The sequence below is a fragment of the Pseudomonas sp. LBUM920 genome (assembly GCF_003852315.1).
Lineage (GTDB): Bacteria > Pseudomonadota > Gammaproteobacteria > Pseudomonadales > Pseudomonadaceae > Aquipseudomonas.
Window position 1 is genome coordinate 3,630,453 of the sequence record NZ_CP027762.1, and the last position, 22,320, is coordinate 3,652,772.

At 62.4% G+C, this 22,320-nt stretch carries 14 protein-coding genes and 1 pseudogene; 11 read left to right on the top strand and 4 right to left on the bottom strand.

Going from position 1 to position 22,320, the window contains the following annotated elements; all coding sequences use genetic code 11:
- Nucleotides 1–212: 212 nt before the first annotated feature.
- Entirely contained in the window at nucleotides 213–5,081 is a 4,869-nt protein-coding gene (locus tag C4J83_RS16995; protein WP_124417696.1) for an NAD-glutamate dehydrogenase, read from the bottom strand.
- Nucleotides 5,082–5,561: 480 nt separating this feature from the next.
- On the opposite strand from C4J83_RS16995, the gene C4J83_RS17000 reads away from it, so the two are divergent.
- From C4J83_RS17000 to C4J83_RS17055, 11 genes and pseudogenes are all read left to right on the top strand, one after another.
- The gene (locus C4J83_RS17000) at nucleotides 5,562–5,915 is read left to right on the top strand and encodes a hypothetical protein (protein WP_124417697.1); all 354 of its coding nucleotides are present in this window, start codon (nucleotides 5,562–5,564) and stop codon (nucleotides 5,913–5,915) included.
- Between the two features lie 258 nt (nucleotides 5,916–6,173).
- Complete coding sequence (locus tag C4J83_RS17005; protein WP_003174327.1) at nucleotides 6,174–7,133, top strand: AAA family ATPase; 960 nt, start codon at nucleotides 6,174–6,176, stop codon at nucleotides 7,131–7,133.
- Between the two features lie 5 nt (nucleotides 7,134–7,138).
- Nucleotides 7,139–8,071, top strand: coding sequence for a DUF58 domain-containing protein (locus tag C4J83_RS17010; RefSeq protein WP_106580489.1), 933 nt, complete (start codon nucleotides 7,139–7,141; stop codon nucleotides 8,069–8,071).
- A complete protein-coding gene (locus C4J83_RS17015; RefSeq protein WP_119739933.1) occupies nucleotides 8,068–8,562 on the top strand; it encodes a DUF4381 domain-containing protein in 495 nt (164 codons plus the stop codon). The genes C4J83_RS17010 and C4J83_RS17015 overlap by 4 nt, the downstream gene beginning before the upstream one ends.
- Complete coding sequence (locus tag C4J83_RS17020; RefSeq protein ID WP_106580491.1) at nucleotides 8,555–9,643, top strand: vWA domain-containing protein; 1,089 nt, start codon at nucleotides 8,555–8,557, stop codon at nucleotides 9,641–9,643. The genes C4J83_RS17015 and C4J83_RS17020 overlap by 8 nt, the downstream gene beginning before the upstream one ends.
- Nucleotides 9,640–11,379 carry a tetratricopeptide repeat protein gene (locus C4J83_RS17025; RefSeq protein ID WP_124417698.1) on the top strand — a complete coding sequence of 580 codons (1,740 nt, stop codon included), beginning with the start codon at nucleotides 9,640–9,642 and terminating at the stop codon, nucleotides 11,377–11,379. The genes C4J83_RS17020 and C4J83_RS17025 overlap by 4 nt, the downstream gene beginning before the upstream one ends.
- Nucleotides 11,376–13,016 carry a BatD family protein gene (locus C4J83_RS17030; RefSeq protein ID WP_124417699.1) on the top strand — a complete coding sequence of 547 codons (1,641 nt, stop codon included), beginning with the start codon at nucleotides 11,376–11,378 and terminating at the stop codon, nucleotides 13,014–13,016. The genes C4J83_RS17025 and C4J83_RS17030 overlap by 4 nt, the downstream gene beginning before the upstream one ends.
- Before the next feature lie 1,428 nt (nucleotides 13,017–14,444).
- Nucleotides 14,445–14,729 (top strand): annotated as a pseudogene (locus C4J83_RS17040) (DUF6124 family protein).
- Nucleotides 14,730–14,876: 147 nt separating this feature from the next.
- Nucleotides 14,877–16,118, top strand: a complete 1,242-nt coding sequence (locus C4J83_RS17045; RefSeq protein ID WP_106580495.1) for an exonuclease SbcCD subunit D C-terminal domain-containing protein — start codon at nucleotides 14,877–14,879, stop codon at nucleotides 16,116–16,118.
- Entirely contained in the window at nucleotides 16,115–19,753 is a 3,639-nt protein-coding gene (locus C4J83_RS17050; protein WP_124417701.1) for an AAA family ATPase, read from the top strand. Before C4J83_RS17045 ends, C4J83_RS17050 begins: the two co-directional genes overlap by 4 nt.
- Entirely contained in the window at nucleotides 19,750–20,343 is a 594-nt protein-coding gene (locus C4J83_RS17055; RefSeq protein ID WP_124417702.1) for a glutathione S-transferase, read from the top strand. The genes C4J83_RS17050 and C4J83_RS17055 overlap by 4 nt, the downstream gene beginning before the upstream one ends.
- Before the next feature lie 126 nt (nucleotides 20,344–20,469).
- On the opposite strand, the gene C4J83_RS17060 is transcribed toward C4J83_RS17055, so the two are convergent.
- The 3 genes from C4J83_RS17060 to C4J83_RS17070 all read right to left on the bottom strand — a co-directional run bounded on the left by C4J83_RS17060 (nucleotide 20,470) and on the right by C4J83_RS17070 (nucleotide 22,255).
- Complete coding sequence (locus tag C4J83_RS17060; protein WP_106580498.1) at nucleotides 20,470–20,649, bottom strand: hypothetical protein; 180 nt, start codon at nucleotides 20,647–20,649, stop codon at nucleotides 20,470–20,472.
- A 156-nt stretch (nucleotides 20,650–20,805) separates the two neighbouring features.
- Entirely contained in the window at nucleotides 20,806–21,981 is a 1,176-nt protein-coding gene (locus C4J83_RS17065) for a lactonase family protein (RefSeq protein ID WP_124417703.1), read from the bottom strand.
- Nucleotides 21,968–22,255 (bottom strand): DUF5629 family protein, encoded by a 288-nt coding sequence (locus C4J83_RS17070; protein ID WP_119735885.1) that lies wholly within the window; start codon nucleotides 22,253–22,255, stop codon nucleotides 21,968–21,970. Before C4J83_RS17070 ends, C4J83_RS17065 begins: the two co-directional genes overlap by 14 nt.
- Between the last annotated feature and the right edge of the window lie 65 nt (nucleotides 22,256–22,320).

The window sequence follows — 22,320 nt, forward strand, 5'->3', positions numbered from 1 at the left end:
CTTAAGCAGTACAGCGTAGATCGATCGCACAAAGATCCATTGTAGGAGCTGGCTTGCCTGCGATAGCGGTGGGTCAGTTTGCACATCTTTCACTGAAAGACCGCCATCGCAGGCAAGCCGCCCCCACGTGTGGCCAAGGGTGTTTGGTCAATCGTGGCGAAACAAAAAGCCCCCGTCTCTCACGAGACGGGGGCTTTTGTTTTACCGCAGGATCAAGCCGGTTGCAGCACCGACTGACCGCTCAACGCCAGGTCCAGCAGTTCACGGTTGGCGACTGCATACATGGCGTAGTCCGTGCCGACCGCAGCACGAATTTCCACCATCATGGCGCGCCAGCGATCAGCCATGTCCTGATGCTGCTCAAGCCACAGGGCCACACGGGCTTCCATGTCGTGTGGCGCGTCGGCCATTTGCAGAACAGCGATGGTGATCGCGCGTTGCTGCCAGTCCACGTCATCGCGGAAGGCTTCGCGGGCCGCGGCCTGCCAGTTGTTGGCCACCGGCAGATCGCTGATCTGCTGCAAGTACCATGGCAAGTCCAGGGCGCTGCCGACGGCGAAGTAGGCCTTGGCCACTTCGGCGGCGTCATGCCCGGTCACGTCGGCGGCTTCGATGATTGGCAGCAGGGTGTACAGGTGAGTCGTGCCTGCAACCATGCGCGCCAACAACTCTGGCACACCCGCTTCGGTGTAGGCCTGGTAGCGGTTCTGCCAGCCTTCACGGGTCGGGCCTTCCAGCAGTTCGTCGAGCTTGAGGCCCAACGCGGCCAGGTGCGGACCAAAGTGCGCGGTGTCACGGCCAGCATCCTGCTCGTTGCGACGGCTGCGCAGGAACCAGCGCGTGGCACGGCGGCCCAGACGCATCAGCTCGTCCATCAACTCCAGTTGCACGTCAGCGGAAACCTGGTGGTCCAGGGCTTCGATCTGACGGAACCAGTGCGGGAGGTGGAAGATGTCACGCACGATCACGTAGGCACCGGCCACGTTCGCCGGGCTCATGCCGGTCGACTCTTTGAGCCGCTGCACGAAGGTGATGCCCATGTGGTTGACCAGATCGTTGGCGATCTGGGTGCTGACGATCTCGCGCTTGAGGCGGTGGCGACGCATGGCTTCGCCGAACTTGGCGACCAGGCTCGGCGGGAACGCGGTCTCCATGTCACGGGTCAGGTAATCGTCATCCGGCACCAGCGACTTGAGCAGGGCTTCCTTGAGGTCGATCTTGCTGTAGGAGATCAACACCGACAGCTCCGGACGGGTCAAGCCCTTGCCGTTGGAGGCGCGCTCGGTGAGCTGCTCCTCGGTCGGCAGGTACTCGATGGCGCGGTCCAGCTTGCCACGGCCTTCCAGGTCGCTCATCAGACGCTTGTACTCGGCAGCACGCTCGTAGGCACGGCGCGCAGCCAGGGACAGGGCCTGGGTCTGCTTGTAGTTGTTGCCCAACACCAGGTTGCCGACTTCGTCGGTCATGCTCGCCAGCAGCTGGTTGCGCTGCTTGTCGGTCATGTCACCGGCCTGCACCACTTCGTTGAGCAGGATCTTGATGTTCACTTCGTGGTCGGAGCAGTCCACGCCACCGGCGTTGTCGATGAAGTCGGTGTTGGAACCGCCGCCATTGAGGCCGAATTCCACACGGCCCAGTTGGGTCATGCCGAGGTTACCGCCCTCGCCCACTACTTTGCAGCGCAGCTCGTTGCCGTTGACACGCAAGGCGTCGTTGGCCTTGTCGCCCACGTCGGCATGGCTTTCGGTGCTGGCCTTGACGTAAGTGCCGATGCCGCCGTTCCACAACAGGTCTACCGGCGCCTTGAGCAAGGCGTTCAGCAGCTCGGTCGGGGTCAGCTTGTCGGCCTGGATGTCGAAGCGTTCTTTCATCTGTGGCGAGATGGCAATGCTTTTCGCGCTGCGCGAGAAGATACCGCCGCCTTCGGACATGATGCTGGTGTCGTAGTCGATCCAGGCCGAACGCGGCAGCTCGAACAAACGCTTGCGCTCGACGAAGCTGGTCGCCGGGTTCGGGTTTGGATCGATGAAGATGTGCAGGTGGTTGAAGGCCGCGACCAGTTGCAGCTTGTCGGACATGAGCAAGCCGTTACCGAACACGTCACCGGCCATGTCGCCGACGCCGACCACCGTGATGCTGTCTTCCTGCACGTTGATGCCGCGCTCACGGAAGTGACGCTGCACACCCACCCACGCGCCCTTGGCGGTGATGCCCATTTTCTTGTGGTCGTAACCGGCCGAACCACCGGAAGCAAACGCGTCGCCCAGCCAGAAGCCGTAGTCGATGGCGATGCCGTTGGCGATGTCGGAGAAGGTCGCAGTGCCCTTGTCCGCTGCCACGACCAGGTACGGGTCATCGTCGTCATGACGCACGACGTTGGCCGGCGGCACCAGGGCGCCGTCTTTCAGGTTGTCGGTGATGTCCAACAGGCCCGAGATGAAGATGCGGTAGCAGGCGATGCCCTCGGCCGCGATTTCGTCGCGGGTGCCGCCCAATGGCAGGCGACGCGGCAGGAAGCCGCCCTTCGCGCCCACGGGCACGATCACCGAGTTTTTCACTTGCTGGGCTTTTACCAGGCCGAGCACTTCGGTACGGAAGTCTTCTTCACGGTCGGACCAGCGCAGGCCGCCACGTGCCACGTTGCCAAAGCGCAGGTGCACGCCTTCAACACGCGGCGAGTACACGAAGATTTCAAACTTCGGCACCGGCTTGGGCAGCTCAGGAATCGCGCGTGGGTCGAACTTGAAGCTGAAGTACGACTTGTTCTGGCCGTTGGCGTCGGTCTGGTAGAAGTTGGTCCGCAGGGTGGCCTTGATCAGGTCCAGGTAGCGACGCAGGATGCGGTCTTCGTTGAGCACCTGAACGTCGTCCAGGGCAGTCAGAATCGCTTGTTCCAGGCGTTGCTGCTTGTCTTCCAGGTCATCGGCGGTGAGCTTGCGCGCCAGGTAGAAGCGCGTCTTGAACAACCGGGTCAACTCGCGGGCGATGTCGGTGTGGTTATTCAGGGTGCTGGCGATGTAACCGAGGTCGAAGCCCAGGCGGATCTGCTTGAGGTAACGCGCGTAGGCACGCAGCAGTGCCACGTCGCGCCACGGCAGGCCAGCAGTCAGAACCAATCGGTTGAACGCATCGTTTTCGGCATCGCCGTGCACGATGTGCACGAACGCGTCCTGCAGGGTGTCATTGAGCTGCTGAATATCCAGGTTCACGCCTTCGGCAGCGATAAAGGCGAAATCGTGAATCCAGAACTCGCGGCCATTGGCATGGCGCAGGCGGTACGGGAATTCACCCAGCACGCGCAGGCCAAGGTTTTCCAGGATCGGCAACACGTCGGACAGTGCCAGCGGCGTGTCAGCGTGGTAGAGCTTGCAATGCAGCTCGCGCTGGCCGGAGACCTGGCCCAGCGGCTGGTAGAAGCTCATCACCAGCGGGTTGGCTTCGGTCAGGCTGTTCAGGTGCTGCATGTCGACCACGGCCGAATGCGCGGCAAAACGCTCGCGGTAGCCGGCCGGGAAGCCTTTCGGGAAGTCCGCCAGCACGTTGGTGCCCTGGGCTTCGCCGAAGCTTTCGACCACAAGGCTGGAGTAGTCGTCCTGCCAGCTGCGGCAGGCTTGCACCACTTCTTTTTCCAGTTGCAGCGGGTCGATGTCCAGGCGGTTCTTGGGGTCAACCCGCAGAATCAGCTGTACGCGTGCCAGCACGGACTCGGAGAAGAAGGTCCAGAATTCGCAGTCCGAGGCTTTCAGGCGATCCATCAGCACTTGCTGGATCTTCTGGCGCACTTCGGTGGAATAGATGTCGCGCGGCACGTAGGCCAGGCAGTAGCAGAAACGACCGTACGGGTCTTTGCGCAGGAACACGCGGATCTTGTTGCGTTCCTGGATCTGCACGATCGACATCACGGTGCTGAACAGTTCGTCGACCGGGGTCTGGAACAGGTCGTCACGCGGCAGCACTTCAACCACTTGAGCAAGCTCTTTGCCCAGGTGAGCCTTGGGTTGGAAACCCGAACGGCGTTCGATTTCCGCGACCTTGCGACGGATGTACGGAATCACTCGCACGCTTTCGCCGTACACCGAGGAGGTGTAGAGGCCCATGAAGCGGTGTTCCTTGATGACCTTGCCATCAGCGTCGATCTCGCGGATCGACACGTAGTCCGGGTACGCCGGGCGATGCACGCGGCTTGGGTGCGCGGCCTTGGCGAACGACAGCACGGTCGGTTCACGCAGGTAGGCCACGGCGTAGTCTTCGATGCGCAGGTCTTCGGCGGTGAGGCCGGCACGCAGCAGCTTGGTCAGACCGAGGAAGGAATTGGCGTCATATTCGATATGACCGCCGTCCGCCTCGTCACGTACCACGAACTCTTCATAGCCCAGGAAGGTGAAGTGGTTGCCCACCAGCCATTCGAGGAAGTTCTTGATCTCGGCTTTTTCTTCGCCGTCGATGCTGAACTGGCTGGCGTCGATACCGGCCAGCAGGTCCTGGACCTTGGCTTTCATCGGTTCGAAATCAGCCACGGCCACGCGCACTTCGCCCAGCACCTGCTCAAGCTCTTTGCTCAGCACGTTGAGTTCGGCGGCATTGGCGCAGCGGTCGATTTCCAGGTACATCAGCGATTCTTGCTGAATGCCTTTGCCCTGGGTGCCTTTAGGCAGGATTTCCAGCAACTCGCCCTTGTTGCCACGGCGCACGCTGAGCACGGTGGTTTGCAGGGTGTGAATGCTGTAGCCACGACGGTTCAGCTCGGTACGCACCGAGTCGACCAGGAAGGGCAAGTCATGGTGCAGCACTTCGACCGCGGTGTGCGTCGATTGCCAGCCATGACGTTCGTAATCGGGGTTGTAGACCCGCACCTGCGGTTGGGTGTGATCAAAGCGCTCAAGCAGGCGCCAGGCAGACAAGGTGCAACCGGCCAGGTCGGAAAGGCGACGTTGGGTCAGTTCGTCCAGGGAAATGATGCCGAAAAATTGTTCAGCAAACAGCGCCACTTGTGGCAGTGCCTGTTCACTGATGTGCTGCGCCAGTGCCGCTTGCAGTTGATGCTGGAAGTCGGCCTTGCTGGCTGCGGTGAAGAACGCCATCTGTGGTACTCCGCTTGGGCTTGTTATTGATGGAAGCGTCGCGTGTTATCCCCTTGCGGGGAGACCGTCAGCTCTGTTCGCGGTCTACAGTAACGAATTCAGAGTGACAGGTGGGTGAAGCTGGACAAGACAATGAGGTCACATACAACTTCCATAAGATGTACATCGTGCAGGGCGACGGTACGACGGGCAGGTCAGACTCCCGGCACAGGGCACATCCGTTGCGCAGCTTAACGAGTGTAGGAAGACAGCTGCTTGCGACGCTGCGACATATTCGGTCATCGGTACGCAGGCTTGGGGTTGCGACTTGAGCAACCCGGATTTTTGCGAAGAAAAACCGCCTGTTTTCAAGCCCGCGAGTACCGAAAATGACTGGTATTGCCCATCAGGTCATGCACTGGGTTTGACACACGATGCAGCACAAAATTCGCGGCGATGGCACAATTGGCGCGCTGCGCCCTCCCCCAGACAGGATTTCCCATGCTGCAACTGAACACTGACGCACTGATGGCCACCCCGTGCGACGAAGAAGAAGACAACATGGCCATGCTCTGCTGCCACGGCAAAAACGGCGAGATGTTCATGCTCACCCGTTACCCGGATGAAGAGGAAGTAGAACTGACCTGGGATTACGAGCCGTCGACCCTGGATGGCCTGAAAGTCACGCTGAGCAGCACGACGTTGCGGGTGGAGTTGGCTGCGGGCGATGCCGATGCGCTGGGGGGCAAGGATCATCTGGAAATTCTCCACAGCACCGCCGCGTCGGATTTGGCTGAAGTTGAGGAAACCTTGCAGAACATTCTTAAGGGCACTGGTACGTTCACGCGAATCTAAGCTGCACCAACGATCAAATATGGGAGGGGGCTTGCCCCCGATAGCAGTCGATCAGTTATAGATGTATAAACTGATGCACCGCTATCGGGGGCAAGCCCCCTCCTACATTGGCGCCGTTCCCATACAAATTTCCTACAAGATTTGCCAAAAATACCCGTCACGCCGTTAGTCGCCACCCCCCTCGATGCATTAAAGTAAGCGCCCCAGGCCCGGCGTTTTTATCAACGCCCGGCCTCATCTCTCCAGGAACCGTCATCGATGGAACATCGTGAAGCGCTGCTCGCGCTGCGAACTTTTCTTTCTACGCAGATTCTCGGCCAGGAAAAACTCATTGATCGCTTGCTGATCGCCCTGCTGGCCGACGGCCACATGCTCGTCGAAGGCGCACCGGGCCTGGCCAAGACCAAGGCCATCAAAGAGTTGGCTGAAGGCATCGAAGCGCAGTTCCATCGTATCCAGTTCACCCCCGACCTGCTGCCCGCCGACATCACGGGCACCGAGATCTATCGCCCGGAAACCGGCAGTTTCGTGTTCCAGCAGGGGCCGATCTTTCACAACCTGGTGCTGGCGGACGAAATCAACCGCGCACCGGCCAAGGTGCAGTCTGCATTGCTCGAGGCCATGGCCGAGCGCCAGGTCAGCGTGGGCCGCAGCACGTACGACCTGTCGCCGCTGTTTCTGGTGATGGCCACGCAAAACCCCATCGAGCAGGAAGGCACCTACCCACTGCCCGAAGCCCAGCTCGACCGTTTCCTGATGCACGTCAAGATCGGCTTCCCGGACGCCGCCGTCGAACGGCGCATCCTGCAACAAGCCCGCGGCGAAGCCCTCAACGGTGAAACCAAACCCGAGCGCCGCGTCAGCCAGCAGGCGATCTTCGCGGCGCGCAAGGAAATCCTCGGCCTGTACATGGCCGACGCGGTGGAGGAATACCTGGTGCAACTGGTCATGGCCACCCGCACCCCGGCCAAGTTCGACCCGGAGATGGCCGAGTGGATCGCCTACGGCGCCAGCCCACGTGGGTCCATCGCCCTCGACCGTTGCGCGCGTGCCCACGCCTGGCTGGCCGGGCGCGACTTTGTGAGCCCGGAAGACATCCAGGCGGTGCTGTTCGACGTGCTGCGCCATCGCATTATCCTGTCGTTCGAAGCGGAAGCGGCCGGCATCGACCAGGACCGTGTGGTGCAACGCATTCTCGACGTCGTTGCCGTCGCTTGAACCCCATGAACGCAGGCGATGGCATCCGCGTCACACTCAGCGAATTGATTGAGATGCGCCACCGCGTGCGCGAAGTGCAGCTGTTTTCCACACCGAGCCAGCGCAGCCCGCTGATCGGCCTGCACCATTCCAAGCTGCGTGGGCGTGGCGTCGACTTCGACCAGGTGCGCGTGTACCAGGCCGGCGACGACGTGCGCACCATCGACTGGCGCGTCACGGCGCGCACCCAGGAGCCGCACACCAAACTGTTCCACGAAGAGCGCGAACGCCCGATTTTCATCATGGTTGAGCAAAGTTGCCGGCTGTTTTTCGGCTCTGGCCAAATGTTCAAGTCAGTGCTCGCCGCGCAAGCCGCCAGCCTGATTGGCTGGGCAGCGCTGGGCCATAACGACCGCGTCGGCGGGCTGGTGTTTGGCGACAACGAACACTACGAAATCAAACCCCGGCGCAGCAAACAAAGCTTGTTGCAACTGCTCAACCGCCTGGTGCGCGTCAACCAGAGCCTCAACACCGAGAGCCGCCCCGAAGCCGACGCGTTGGGCATGGCGCTGCGCCGTGGCCGCGAAGTGCTGCGCCCAGGCAGCCTGGTGATTGTGATCTGCGACGAGCGCGCGCTGACCGAAGGCGCAGAGCAACAGCTCAGCCTGCTGTCTCGGCACTGCGACCTGCTGCTGTTGCCGATTTCAGACCCGCTGGACCACGCCCTGCCCGCCGCCGGGCTGTTACGTTTTGCCGAGCGAGGCGCACAACTGGAACTCGACACGCTGAACTTCGACTTGCGCCAGGCCTACAAAGCCCAGGCCGAAGCCCGCATCGCGCGTTGGGAGCTGCTGGCGCAAAAGCTGCGAATCCTGCTGATGCCATTGAGCACGCAAAGCGAAATGGTCGAGCAACTGCGCGAATACCTCAACCCGCAACGCCCGGTTAAAAAGCAATGAGCAGCCTCGACCAACTGCAACCTTTGATCGCCCCGCCGGCAATCGGATTCTGGCCGCCTGCGCCAGGGTGGTGGCTGTTACTGCTGGTGATTCCGCTGCTTGGCTGGGGGCTGTGGTCGCTGCGCCGTTTCCTGCCCAAGCGCCGCCCGGTGGCCCGCGCCGAACAGCCGCTGGACCCACTACGCATCGCCGCCCTCGCCGAGCTGGCGTTGATGCCCAAACCCTACGACGGCGCGCCCGCCGGTGCCTGGCTGCAGCAACTCAACGGCCTGCTCAAGCGCCTGTGCCGCAACGACTACCCCTACAGCCAGAGCCACACCCTCAATGGCCGCAAATGGCTGGCGTTCCTCGACAACCGCTGCCCGGCTGCCGGCCTCACGCGCTGGATGGTCCTGGTAGAAGGCGCTTACAAACCCGAATGCAAACTCGACGACAAGGCCATCGCCGGCCTGACCCAAGCCGTCGACACCTGGATTCGCAAACATGTTTGAGTTCGCCTGGCCGTGGATCTTCGCCCTGTTGCCATTGCCCTGGTTGATGCGGCTTGTCTTGCCGGTGGCCGACAGCGGTGAGCCGGCGTTAAAAGTCAGCTACCTCGCCGACCTCGAAGGCCTGGCCCGCCGTCGCGCACGCGTCAACCTGCCCGGCTGGCGCCAGCAGGCGCCGTTTGTGGTGATGTGGTTGCTGCTGTTGACCGCCGCCGCGCGCCCGGAATGGCTCGGCGAGCCGCTGCCGATTGCCGCCAGCGGCCGCGACCTGCTGGTGGCGGTGGACGTGTCCGGTTCGATGGACTTCCCCGACATGCACTGGCAGGACGAGGACGTCAGCCGCTTGAGCCTGGTGCAACACTTGCTCGGCGACTTCCTTGAAAGCCGTGAAGGCGACCGCGTCGGCCTGATCCTGTTTGGCAGCCAGGCCTACCTGCAGGCACCGCTAACCTTTGACCGGCGCACCGTGCGCACCTGGCTCGACGAAGCGCGCATCGGTATCGCCGGCAAAAACACCGCCATCGGCGACGCGATCGGCCTGGCCCTGAAACGCCTGCGCCAGCGCCCGGCGCAAAGCCGCGTGCTGATTCTGGTCACCGACGGCGCCAATAACGCCGGCCAGATCGACCCGCTGACCGCCGCGCGCCTGGCCGCTGAAGAAGGCGTGAAGATTTACCCGATCGGCATTGGCGCCGATCCGGCGCAAACCGGTTCCCTGGGCATTCTGGGCGTCAACCCGAGCCTGGACCTCGACGAGCCCGCGTTGAAGGCCATCGCCGACGCCACCGGTGGCCGCTATTTCCGCGCCCGCGACGGCGACGAGTTGCTCAAGATCAAGCAAACCCTCGACCAGCTTGAGCCCGTTGCCCAGCAACCGACCCAGGCGCGTCCTGCCCAGGCGCTGTACAGCGCGCCATTGGCCCTTGCGCTGGTTCTGAGCATGTTGCTGGTGATCCAGGAACGCTGGCCCAACAACGCGCTGCAACGCGCCTTGCATAAACTCTCGACCAAGGGCAATTTCCTGCAACAGCACCCTGAATGGCGCCAGCGCCTCAAACGCCTGCGTTTGCGGAGGCGTCGATGATCGACCTCTGGCCGCACTGGTTCCGCCCTTGGTGGGTGTTGCTGTTGCCGTTGCTCGGCTGGCTGCTGTGGCAGCTGTGGCATCGGCAAAAGCGCGCCGGGCGCTGGCAGATAATTTTGCCGCCGGCATTTCATGCGGTACTGCTCAGTGGCGGCAATGGCCGCGAGAGCAAATCGCCGTGGGTGGTGCTGGGCATCGCCTGGCTGCTGGCCGTGTTGGCGTTGCTTGGCCCCAGTTGGCAACGGGTTGAACAATCCAGCCAGAAACCCGCCGACCCGCTGGTGGTGTTGCTGGAATTGACCCCGGAAATGCTCGCCACCGACAGCCCGCCCAATCGCCTCGAACAAGCCCGGCGCAAGCTCTATGACTTGCTGCAAGCACGCGCCGATGCACCGACCGCCATCGTCGTGTATGCCGGCAGCGCCCACACGCTGGTGCCGCTGTCGGATGACTTGGGCACCAGCCGCAACCTGCTCGAAGCCCTGCGCCCCTCGATCATGCCCGAGCCCGGCCATCGCGCCGACCTCGCCGTGGAGAAAGCCCTGGGTTTGCTCAAGCAGGGCGGCCTCGGCCAAGGGCGCCTGTTGTTGGTGGGCTCATCGCTGTCCAAGCAGGAACGCCAGGGCATTCGGCTGCAGCTGCAAGGGGCGCAGGCGCCGACGTTGTCGATCCTTGGCATCGGCAGCCGCGAAGGCACGCCAGTGACCCAGGAAAGCGGCGAATTCCTCAAGGACGACCAGGGCGCGATTCTGGTGCCGCGCCTCGACAGCCCGACCCTCAAGGCGTTTGCCAGCGAAATGGGCGGTCGCTACCGCGCCGCGCGCCTGGACGACAAGGACCTGCGCCAACTCAACTTGCTCGACGGCCCGCAGACCCTGCGCAACGACGGCCAGTTATTGCACCTCGACACGTGGGCCGATCAGGGTTACTGGCTGCTGCTGCCACTGTTGTTGCTCGCCGCCTGCGCCGGGCGCCGCGGCTGGCTGTTCTGCCTGCCGTTGCTGTTAATGGGCGCGCCGCAGCCCAGCTATGCCTTCGATTTTCAGGACCTGTGGCTGCGTCCCGACCAACAGGGCCAATACCTGCTGAAGAAAAAACGCCCGGCCGAAGCCGCCGAACACTTCGAAAACCCGCAATGGCAGGGCGTTGCCCTGTACGAGGCGGGTAATTATGCCGAGGCGATCAAGCGGTTTGCGCTGAGCAATGACGCCTATTCCCACTACAACCGCGGCAATGCCCTGGCCAAGTCCGGCGAACTGGAAGCCGCGATTGACGCCTACGAACAGGCGCTGGAAGCCCAACCCGACCTGCAACCGGCGCTGAAAAACAAAGCGCTGGTCGAAGCGCTGATCCAGGAAAAGGCCCAGCCCGAGCCCGCCAAGCCGCAAAAAAAGGAAGATGACGAAACCACCCAACCCGGCCAAACTGCGCAACCGGGCACGAGCGGGCAAAGTGCCACGAGTGGAGAACAGTCGCCCCAAGGTCAGGGCGAGGCCGGCACCGGCGATACCCAGACCGGTGGCACGCCCAAAGCTGGCGGCAACGACGTACCGGGCAGCGAACTGGGCGACGAACACACCACCACCCCGCCGCTGCGCCCCGCCGATGCCAGCATCGACGGCGAGCATCGCCAGGCCCTGGAGCAATGGCTGCGGGAGATCCCGGACAACCCCGGCGAACTGCTGCGGCGCAAATTCTGGTACGAACAGCAACAACATCAGGACAAGACTCGATGAGCCGCCGCACCACCCTTCTGCTTCTGCTCGCGTTAACGGCCGGCCACGCCCAGGCGGCGAACCTGGTCGCCAGCGTCGACCGCAGCCGCCTCAATTCCGGGGAAACGGTGGAGCTGACAGTCGAGTCCAGCGACGTCACCCAATTCGGCAAGCCGGACCTGGCGCCGCTGGATGCGCAGTTTGAAGTCAGCGGCACTCGCCAGATCAACCAACTGACCACCCTGGGCGGCGACAATCACGCCACCACGCGCTGGATCATCACCCTGCTGCCCAAGGAAAACGGCACCGTGGTGATTCCGCCGCTGCAAGTGGGCGAGCTCAAGACCCAGCCGATCAGCCTGCAAGTGGTCGAAACCGCAAGCCAGAACACCAGCGCCGAGCTGGCTCCGGTGTTCATCGAAGCCAACCTCGACCAGAGCAGCGTGTACGTCCAGGCCGAGGCGCTGCTGACCGTGCGCGTGTACCACTCGGTGTCGCTGTACGACGACAGCAGCCTCACGCCGTTGCAGATTCCCGATGCGCGCATCGAGCAATTGGGCGAGTCGCGCACCTATGAAAAAGTCATCAACAGCATTCGCCATGGCGTGATCGAAACCCGCTATGCGATCTACCCGCAGCACAGCGGCGCCTTGGTGATTCCGGCGCAGACCTTCAGCGCCACGCTGGTGGAATCGCGCCCGCCGCAGGAAAACACGCTGCAGGGCACCAAGCCGGGCAAGCTGATTCACGTCAGCTCAGCCGAAATTGCGCTGACGGTCAAACCCAAGCCGGCGCTGTACCCGGCCGACGCGCCGTGGATACCGGCCCGCAGCCTCAGCCTGACGCAAGCCTGGAACCCCGAGCCTGAGCACGTGCAAGTCGGCGACTCGCTGACCCGCAGCCTCACGGTCAAGGCCGAAGGGTTGTCCAGCGCGCAACTGCCGGCCCTGCCCAGCACCGACATCAATGGCCTGCGCCGCTACCCCGACCAGCCGGTGCTGGGCAACCAGAACAACGACCACGGCCTGACCGCCAGCCGCGAAGACCGCGAAGCCCTGGTGCCGACCCGCGCCGGCGCCATCGAACTGCCTGCCGTCGAGGTGGTGTGGTGGAACACCCACGAAGACCACCTCGAGCGCACCAGCCTGCCTGCCCGCACGCTGCAAGTGGCGACCAACCCGAGCCTGGTGGTCGACACCCCCGCCACGCCGACCGTGATCACCGCGCCAGACGATGACCGCCTGTGGCTGTGGCAGCTCAGCACATTGATTTTCGCCTGCACCACGCTGCTGGGCTTCGGCCTGTGGTGGCGTGCGCGTCGGCAACCGGCCGTGCAACGGGCCGCTCAGACGGGCCCGAGCCCGCGCTCACTGCTCGACGACCTCAAGCGCGCAACCCAGGCCAACGACCCGCAGGCCACGCGCCAGGCGCTGGATGCCTGGGCACGGCAACAACCGGAGACGTTGGCCGACATGGCGGCGCGGTTTGTGCCGTTGTCCGATGCGCTGGACGGGTTGAATGGTGCGCTCTACAGCGAAAGTGGTCATTTCTGGTTGGGTGAAGACCTTTGGCGTGCGGTCAAGGCCATCCCGGTTGCCGAGCGAGAGCAAGACCCGGCGACGGATACCACCAGCTTGCCGCCGTTGTATCCCAAGTAGGCCCTGGGTGGGCGGTGTATTTACCCATACTGTCTGGACGGTGGTTGGCGCGGGGTTGCTGGGTGTATATCCGTTATTTGGGTGATGGCTGATATCGGTTCCGCTCTTACAGCGGGTCACTTTGGAAAAGCCCCAAAGTAACCAAAGGGCTCTTGCCCCACCACTCGGCACCTCGCCTAGGCTCGGTGTGCCCTCACTCCGGCTTGAATCCGTGGGCCGCCGTGACGGGCCATCCATGGCCCAACACGGCTAACCCGGCGTCCTGCCGGGTTACCCACGGATTCAAGCCTGCGTTCGGCCAGCGTGGTTTAACGGGGCGCCTAAGATCAACGTCAAAAGCAGATCAAGATCAAAAGCAGAGCACGGCGGCCTAGTAGCCGACCTGAGTGGTTAGATCAAAAGCGAACGCGAGGCGGCCTGACAGCCGACCTGATCTTGAAGGCTCAACTCAATCAAAGGTGGGAGCTGGCTTGCCTGCGATGGCATCGACTGGGTGTTACTGATACACCGAGTTGTCTGCATCGCAGGCAAGCCAGCTCCCACAGAGAAGCAAAGCAGAGCGGTGCAGTGCTGGCGGCTGCACTCGGTCAACTTGTGGGAGCGGGCTTGCTCGCGAAGGCGGTGTGTCAGCTACACATGAGCTAACTGACCCACCGCCTTCGCGAGCAAGCCCGCTCCCACATTCGGATCTCTGTGCATCAGATAGAAGTGTGTTGCTGTGCTCTTGATCTGCTTTTGCTTCAACCACTCAGGTCGGCTACCAGGCCGCCGTGCTCTGCTTTTGATCTTGCTTTTGACTTTGATCTGACAGGCCCCGTCAACCACGCTGGCCGAACGCAGGCTTGAATCCGTGGGTAACCCGGCAGGACGCCGGGTTAGCCGTGTTGGGCCATGGATGGCCCGTCACGGCGGCCCACGGATTCAAGCCGGAGTGAGGGCATGCCGAGCCTAAGCGAGGCACCGAGTGGTGGGGCAAAGACCTTTTGGTTACTTTTGGGGCGTTTGCCAAAAGTGACCCGCTGTAAGAGCGGAACCCTAAGTGGCCGTGACCGCAGCAACGGATATGTACTCAACCACCCCCGCCCCCACGGTAGATCAGTGCCACCTGATCGACACGCATTGTTAAAGGCCAGCAATCCACATCCCTTTAATTCGCGGGAAGTTTCCTAGACAATCCTTCGGCCTTGCGCCTGCCCACCTCACTGGCTAGCCTTCGCTCCGTCGCTGCATATCAGCGATCAGGGGTGAGATCCTGTGTAGGCGCCAAGTGTCACAACCGCGAGCAATATGCTCTATGGCGGCTGTGTGCGGGCAGACTTCGGTCTGGCCGGGTGCTCCTACCGGTTATCTCACCCCGCACATAGCTGCCACCTTTTGTCGAGTGAGATCTGCAAAAGAATGGCTCCCAATCTTCCAGGAGTTTCATTCATGAACAAAATCGTCCCCGACCCACCCCGCGAAATTTTTGAACGTGCCCTGCGCCACTACTTGCAACCCGACTCACTGCCGTCCTTCGTCGCGCATCACGACCTCAGCTTCGAAGACGCCCTGGCCCAAATCTGCGACCTGCTGCGCTGAGCCGCCGCCACCGCGGCCAGCACCACGCAAACGCTGCTCGGCCATGAACGCGACATGGCGAGCACCACCGAACACCTGATCAACAACGCCAAAACCTTGGCCGACCGCGCGCTGAACTGCCTGCACGCCGCATAACCCCTGTGGACGCTGGCGTGCCTGCAACACAGCCACCTCGCTCTGTCGGCACGCCAACCCCCACAGCCGATCTGGCTCGTCCGCGGGCACGGTGCAGGCTTTTACAGGTAAACTCCCCTCCTTTTCATCTTCTCCCCGGAGTTCGCCTTGCGTCTGTTCCACACCTCCGACTGGCACCTCGGCCAAAACCTGCATGGCCAGGAACGCGACTTCGAACACGCCTGTTTCCTCGAGTGGCTGCTGGGCCAATTAAAAGCCGAGCAGCCCGATGTGCTGCTGATCGCCGGCGATATCTTCGACACGGTCAACCCGCCGCTCAAGGCCCAGGAGCGGCTGTACGACTTCATCATCAGCGCCCACGAACACAACCCGAAACTCACGATTGTGATGATCGCCGGCAACCACGACTCCGGCTCGCGCATCGAATTGCCCGCGCCGTTGATGCGCCGCCTGCGCACGCATGCCCTGGGCCGCGTGCTGTGGCTGGATGACGGCCAACTGGATGCCGAGCGCCTGCTGATCCCGCTGCCTGACGCCAAAGGCAAGATCGCCGCCTGGTGCTTGGCGCTGCCGTTTCTGCGCCCGGCGGAAGTCACCGGTGCGCACTTGGGCGACGACTACCTGCGCGGCATCGGCCAGGTGCATGAATGGCTGATCGCCGCCGCCAATGCCAAACGCAAAAAAGGCCAGGCGCTGATTGCCATCAGCCATGCGCATATGGCCGGTGGTTCGGTGTCGGAAGACTCCGAGCGCAGCCTGATCATCGGCAATGCCGAGGCACTGCCCGCCAGCCTGTTCGATGCCAGCGTGAGCTACGTGGCCCTGGGCCATTTGCACAAGCCGCAAAAGGTGAACGGCGAAGAACGCATTCGCTACAGCGGCTCGCCGATTCCCCTGTCGTTTTCCGAAATCGGCTACAAGCACCAGATTCTCGACGTGACCTTCCAGGGCCAACGCCTGGTGGGCGTCGAGCCGCGCCTGATCCCGCGTTCGGTCAACCTGCAGCGCCTGGACGCTGCGCCGCTGGCGGATATCCTCAAGCAACTGGCGGATCTGCCCGACATCGACCTGCTCGCCGAGACCCAACGCCACCCGTGGCTGGAAGTGCGGGTGCGCCTGGACGAGCCGCAACCGGACCTGCGCCAGCAAATCGAAACCGCCCTGCAAGGCAAGGCCGTGCGCCTGGTGCGCATCGCCGCTGAATATGCCGGCAAGCGCGGCAGCGACGCCACCGACGACGAGCGCCTGGTCGAACTCGACCAGCTCACGCCCCAGGAGCTGTTCAGCCGCGCCTGGCAGGACAACTACGGCAGTGAAGTGGATGAACAGACCTTGAAGGATTTCGCCGTGCTGCTCCAGGAAGTGCAACAGGCGGGTGAACAGCCATGAAGATTCTTGCCATCCGCCTGAAAAACCTTGCCTCACTGGCCGGCCCGTTTGAAATCGACTTTACCGCCGAGCCCCTGGCCAGCGCCGGGTTGTTTGCCATCACCGGGCCGACCGGCGCGGGCAAAAGTACCTTGCTCGATGCCTTGTGCCTGGCGCTGTTTGGCGCGGTGCCACGCCTGGGCGATACCGGCCAGGCCAAGATGCCGGATGCCGACAGCGACATTTCCATCGGCGACCCACGCACCCTGCTGCGCCGCGGCACCGGCGGTGGTTATGCCGAGGTGGACTTTGTCGGCGTCAACGGCCGTCGCTACCGTGCGCGCTGGGAGGCCAACCGCGCCCGCGACAAGGCCAGCGGCAAGTTGCAGAACAGCCGGCAAAGCCTGATCGACCTGGACAGCGACCAACTGCTGGCCAGCCAGAAGACCGAATACAAGACCCAGCTGGAACTGGCCCTGGGCCTGAATTTCGAGCAGTTCACCCGCGCGGTGTTGCTGGCGCAAAGTGAATTCAGCGCGTTCCTCAAGGCCAACGACAATGAGCGCAGCGAACTGCTGGAAAAGCTCACCGACACCGCGCTCTACACCCAGCTTGGCCGCCGCGCCTTCGACAAGGCCAAGGATGCCAAGGACGCGCACAAACAACTGCAGGACCAGGCCACCGGCGTGGTGCCATTGGCCGCCGAGGCCCGTGCCGAACTGGATCAACAGTTGGCCACGGCGCAGCAGCAGCTCAAGACCCGGCAGGCCCAGCTCAAGCAGTTGGAGTTGCAGCACACCTGGCTCAAGGAGTTGCGCGAATGGCAGGAGCGCCAACAAAGCGCGACTGAGCAACTGCAACGCGCCCAGGCCGATTGGGATGGCCAGGGCCAGCAGCGCGAGGATTTGAGCCGCCTGGAGCACTTGGCGCCACAGCGCCATCAATTTGCTCGACAGGTTGAACTCGGCACGTTGCTGACGCCGCTCGCCGCGCAGATTCATCAGCACCGCGAGCAGCAAACCGCGCTGCACACGCGTCAGGAGCAGGCGCAAGCCCAGCAAGTGGCGGCCCAGGCGGCACTGGCTGAGGCGCTGAAGCACCAGGCCGACGCCGTGCCCTTGTTGCGCCAGGCCGTTGAAGCACAAAGCACCCTCGCCCACCTGACCAAGGACCTGGCCAAACGCACCGAAGACCAGCAGCAACACGAAGTCGCCTGCACCCAAGGCCAGACCTTGTTGAAGGGGTTGCAGGACAAACACACCCACGTTGCCGAACGCCTGCAACGCCTGGCTGCCGAGCTGGAGCGCAGCGCCACCCTGGCGCCGCTGAGCGATGCCTGGGGTGCTTACCGCGACCGTCTGCAACAGTTGATGCTGATCGGCAATCGCTTGAACAAAGGCCAGAGCGAACTGCCGCAGCTGGAACAACGCGCCACCACCGCCGCCGAGAAATTCGCTCAGCAACGTGACGCGCTGGACCTGTTGTATCAGGAAGCCGGCGCCGAGCCGCACGCGGTCGCCGAGCAGATCCAGCTACTGGCGAGCCTGCTGCAGGACAACCGCAAGCAGCAACGCGCCTTTGAAGACCTGACGCGCCTGTGGGACAACCAGCAGCAGCTTGATCAGCAAGTCACCGTCCTTACGCAAAAGCTCGCAGACGCCCACCAGCAACGTGAAAGCCTGATCCAATCTGGCCAGCAAGCACGGGTTGAACTGTCTACAGCCGAACATGCGCTGACCGTCACCAAGCAGTTGCTGGAGCGTCAACGCACGCTACGCAGTGAAAGCGTTGAAGAATTGCGCGCGAAACTCCAAGACGACCAGCCCTGCCCGGTATGTGGCAGCCAGGAACACCCCTTTCACCAACCTGAAGCGTTGCTGCAAAGCCTCGGACGCCATGACGAAAGTGAAGAGCAAACCGCACAAAAGGCCGTCGATTCCCTCAATCAAAAACTGATCGAGTTGCGCGGTGAACTAGGCGGGGTGAATGCGCAGATAAAGGAATTTCTGAGCCAGCAAGAAGTACTGGTGACGTCGCAAAATGCCTCGGCGTCGAATTTGCAAGCGCACGCGCTCAGCGGCTCATTGTTCAATCAGGACGCCGCCAAGCGCAGCACTTGGCTGGCCCAGCAATTGGCGCAACTGACGCAAAGCATCACCCAGGACGAACAGCGCCAGGGCGCCCTGCTCAACCTGCAACAAAATGCCGGGCGTTTGCAGCAGCAGTTGCAAGCCGCTCAGGATGCGAGCCAGCAAGCCCGGCAGTTGCTGGTGGACCAGCAACGCGAGCTGTCCAACGACCGCGAACGCCTCGACGAAGAGCTGCATGCCTTCGCCAGCCTGCTGCCCGCCGAAACCCTCGAAGGCTTGCGCCGCGAACCGGCCGCGACCTTTGTGCAGCTCGACCAGCAGGTCAGCCAGCGCCTGGAACAGCTGGGCCATCAGCGCGATGAATTGGCCGAGCAGCAGGAACGTCAACAGGCCATCGAGAAAGAACAGACCCATCAGCAGCATCGCCAGCAGCAACTGGATGCCTTGCATCAGCACGTCACCGAGTTGTCCGCGCAGCGACAGGCCGCGCAGGCACAACTCACGGCACTGCTGGGCGATCACGCCAGCGCTGAGCAGTGGCAGCAGCAACTGGACCAGGCGGTGGCGCAGGCACGTCAGCGCGAAACCGACGCCAATCAACAGCTGCAAGACCTGCGTAATGCCCTTGTTCAACTGGCTGCCGACCTCAAGGCGCAGCAGGAACGCCAACAGGCACTGACTGCTGAGCAGCACAGCCTCGACGAACGCCTGGGCGAATGGCGGGCGCTGCACCCCGAGCTGGATGACGAGGGGCTTATGCGCTTGCTCGCCTTTGATGACAGCCAGATCAGCGCGCTGCGCCAGCAGGTGCAACACAGCGAAAAAGCCGTCGAACAAGCCAAGGTGCTGCTGCACGAACGCGAGCAACGCCTCGCCGAGCATCAGGCCTTGCACAACGGCAACCTGGACGCCGATCAACTCGATGACAGCCTGGCCACGCTCAACCAACAATTGGCCGAGGGCGAAAAACACTGCGCCGAGCTGCGCGCGCGCCAGGCCGAAGACCAGCGCCGACAGGACGCCAACCACGCGCTGGCCGAACAGATCACCCAGGCCTATGAAGAATGGCAACGCTGGGCGCGCCTGAATGCGCTCATCGGTTCGGCCACCGGCGACACGTTCCGCAAGATCGCCCAGGCCTACAACCTGGACTTGCTCGTGCACCACGCCAACGTGCAATTGCGCCAACTGGTGCGCCGCTACCGCCTCAAACGCGGCGGCAGCATGCTCGGGCTGTTGGTGATGGACACGGAAATGGGCGATGAGCTGCGCTCGGTGCACTCGTTGTCCGGGGGCGAAACCTTCCTGGTGTCGCTGGCGCTGGCGTTGGGACTGGCGTCAATGGCGTCCAGCACGTTGAAGATCGAGTCACTGTTTATCGACGAAGGTTTCGGCAGCCTTGATCCGGAGTCGCTGCAATTGGCGATGGACGCCCTGGACGGTCTGCAGGCCCAGGGCCGCAAGGTGGCGGTGATTTCCCACGTACAGGAGATGCACGAGCGCATTCCGGTGCAGATCCAGGTCAAGCGTCAGGGCAATGGCTTGAGCACGCTGGAGGTCAAGTGAGCGAGGCGCTGCTGTATTCGTTCCGACGCTGCCCGTATGCGATGCGCGCGCGAATGGCGTTGCGCTACGCGGGCGTGCCCGTGCAGATCGTCGAGGTGAGCCTGAAAGCCAAGCCGGCCGACATGCTTGCGCTGTCGCCCAAGGGCACGGTGCCGGTATTGAGTGTGGACGGTCGGGTCATTGAGGAAAGCCTGGAGATCATGCTCTGGGCCCTGGCGCAGCACGACCCTGATGACTGGTTGCTCAAGGGCGACCCACGGGTGCTGCAACTGATCGCCGAGAACGATCAGGCCTTCAAACATCACTTGAATCGATACAAGTATGCCGAGCGCTACCCGGAGCTACCGATGGAACATTATCGGGCCGAGGGCGAGGTGTTTTTGCGTGCACTGGAGGCTTTGTTGGCGGATCGGGCGTTTTTGCTGGCCGAGCATTTGAGCCTGGCCGATGTGGCACTGGCGCCGTTTGTGCGTCAGTTTGCGCACGTGGACCGCGAGTGGTTCGCCAGCGCGCCGTATCCTCGTTTGCAGGCCTGGCTGCAGCGTTTTCTGGAATCAGCGCTGTTTGTCGCGGTAATGGCAAAAGCCTGAGCCCAACACAATCAAATGTGGGAGCAGGCTTGCCTGCGATGCCGACAACTCGTTCCAACGGATACACCGAGTTGCTTTCATCGCAGGCAAGCCAGCTCCCACATGTGACCGTCGCTCAGCTCACGCTCAGTGCTGGGTCTTGTGATCCAGTGCGGCGTAGAAGTTGGCGCTCTGTTGCAGGTATTTCTGGGTGTAGGCCGTGGTGTTGGATTTTTTGCCGGACACTTCCACGCTGGCGGCGGCAGGCAATGCCACGGTGGCGGAAACAGCGGAAGCGGCGATGATGGAGAAGAGGTTCAAGTTCATGTCGGTAACCCTTGTGTTCGTTGGTTTAGGTGGCCGGGGAAGGCCTTGGAACCCAACTTACGCCCGAGGGCTGAACCTTGGTAATGCTTTGAAACAGTAGCCGCTATTAATAGAATTAATACACCGAGTCAGGCCCCGCATGGCGGGGCCTGTGGCTTATTGACGCACCAGAAACTTCAGGTCACTGGGGGCATCGATCGGCAATTTCTGCACGGTTTTACCCAGCAGGCCGGTCTTGGGGTCGCGTTCGACTACCACGATTTCGTTGCTTTTCTGGTTGGCGATCAGCAAAAACTTGCCGCTCGGGTCCAGGCTGAACTCGCGCGGGTGGTCACCTTCCACGGAGCGGCGCTGCAGTTCCTTGAGGTGCGCGGTGGCCGGGTCGATGCTGAACACCAGCATCTGGTTCGCGGTGCCGCGGTTGCTCACGTACAGGAATTTGCCGTCGCTGGAGGCGTGCAGCGCCGCACCGGCCTTGTCGGCCACCGGCTGCCCGGCAGCAAAATCGACCAGTTGGGTCTGGCTGAGCTTGCCGTCGTTGTAATCGAACACGGCGACCTGAGCGCTCATCTCGGTGGTCAGCCAGGCATGCTTGCCATCCGCGCTGAACAGCAAGTGACGCGGGCCGCTGCCCGGTGGCATTGGCACGGCGGCAGGGTTGGCCGGGGTCAGCGGCAGTTCAGGGTTGGCCTTGGGGTCGTAGTGGTAGGCAAACACCTTGTCGGCGCCCAGGTCCTGAACAAACACGTAGTTGCCGTCCGGCGATGACACCACCGAATGCACATGGTTGGAGGCCTGGCGCTCCGGGTTTACCCGGCTGGACGGATGCCCGCTCAGTTGCACCGGCGCCGACAGCTTGCCAGCGGCGTCAACCGGCAGGACTGCGAGGCTGCCACCCGGATCTTCGAGTACCGAATAGTTGGCAACGAACAGGTAACGCCCATCAGCGGCAAGGCTGGAATGGGTGGGTTCATTGCCCAGGCTCTGCACCTGGTTGATCAGGGTCAATTGATGGTTCTGCGGGTCAATGCTGTAGCTGCTGACGCGGCCGACCGGGTCTTTCTGGCCCGGGCCGTTCTCGTTGACCACGAACAAATACTTCTGGTCTTTGGAGATCGTCAGCCACGACGGGTTGGCCGCCTTCGCGGCCAGTACCGGCTTGCCGCTGAATTGACCGGTACGGCTGTCAAACTGCAGGCGGTAGATACCCTCGCTGGTACCGGCGGTGTAGCTGCCCACCAGCAGTTCGTAGGTGTCTGCCTGGGCGGCTTGCACAGACATGGCACCGACACTGCCCGCCATCAGCAGGGGCCAGAATTTACGCATCATCATCCGCTTCATCCTCGTCGTTATTGTTGCCGGTGAAAGCGCTCATGCAGATCAGGCGGTGCTCGCCCGAATCACCGGTAAGGGTCCAGCTTTGCAAGGTGTCATCGAAGGTGGCGGCCTGCACCTGCTCCAGGCTGAAACGCCAGCGTTTTTCAGCACGGCCGTCCATGGCAGTGATCAGCAAGGCCTGTTCATCAAAGGTGAAATCAAAGGCATGCAGGCCATCGATTTCAAGCATGTCGGAAGTCTTCAGGACGGCAGGCAAATTATCAGTCATCACAGTCTTTCATCAGGTTCAAAGCGCTAATGATAGGCCAGTTTGCTGCCTGCACCTAAGGCCAT

Coding starts and splice junctions, on each gene's coding strand:
- C4J83_RS16995 (WP_124417696.1), bottom strand. CDS start 5,081: ATGGCGTTCTTCACCGCAGCCAGCAAGGCCGACTTCCAGCATCAACTG.
- C4J83_RS17030 (WP_124417699.1), top strand. CDS start 11,376: ATGAGCCGCCGCACCACCCTTCTGCTTCTGCTCGCGTTAACGGCCGGC.
- C4J83_RS17015 (WP_119739933.1), top strand. CDS start 8,068: ATGAGCAGCCTCGACCAACTGCAACCTTTGATCGCCCCGCCGGCAATC.
- C4J83_RS17000 (WP_124417697.1), top strand. CDS start 5,562: ATGCTGCAACTGAACACTGACGCACTGATGGCCACCCCGTGCGACGAA.
- C4J83_RS17005 (WP_003174327.1), top strand. CDS start 6,174: ATGGAACATCGTGAAGCGCTGCTCGCGCTGCGAACTTTTCTTTCTACG.
- C4J83_RS17050 (WP_124417701.1), top strand. CDS start 16,115: ATGAAGATTCTTGCCATCCGCCTGAAAAACCTTGCCTCACTGGCCGGC.
- C4J83_RS17060 (WP_106580498.1), bottom strand. CDS start 20,649: ATGAACTTGAACCTCTTCTCCATCATCGCCGCTTCCGCTGTTTCCGCC.
- C4J83_RS17025 (WP_124417698.1), top strand. CDS start 9,640: ATGATCGACCTCTGGCCGCACTGGTTCCGCCCTTGGTGGGTGTTGCTG.
- C4J83_RS17065 (WP_124417703.1), bottom strand. CDS start 21,981: ATGATGATGCGTAAATTCTGGCCCCTGCTGATGGCGGGCAGTGTCGGT.
- C4J83_RS17070 (WP_119735885.1), bottom strand. CDS start 22,255: ATGACTGATAATTTGCCTGCCGTCCTGAAGACTTCCGACATGCTTGAA.
- C4J83_RS17010 (WP_106580489.1), top strand. CDS start 7,139: ATGAACGCAGGCGATGGCATCCGCGTCACACTCAGCGAATTGATTGAG.
- C4J83_RS17020 (WP_106580491.1), top strand. CDS start 8,555: ATGTTTGAGTTCGCCTGGCCGTGGATCTTCGCCCTGTTGCCATTGCCC.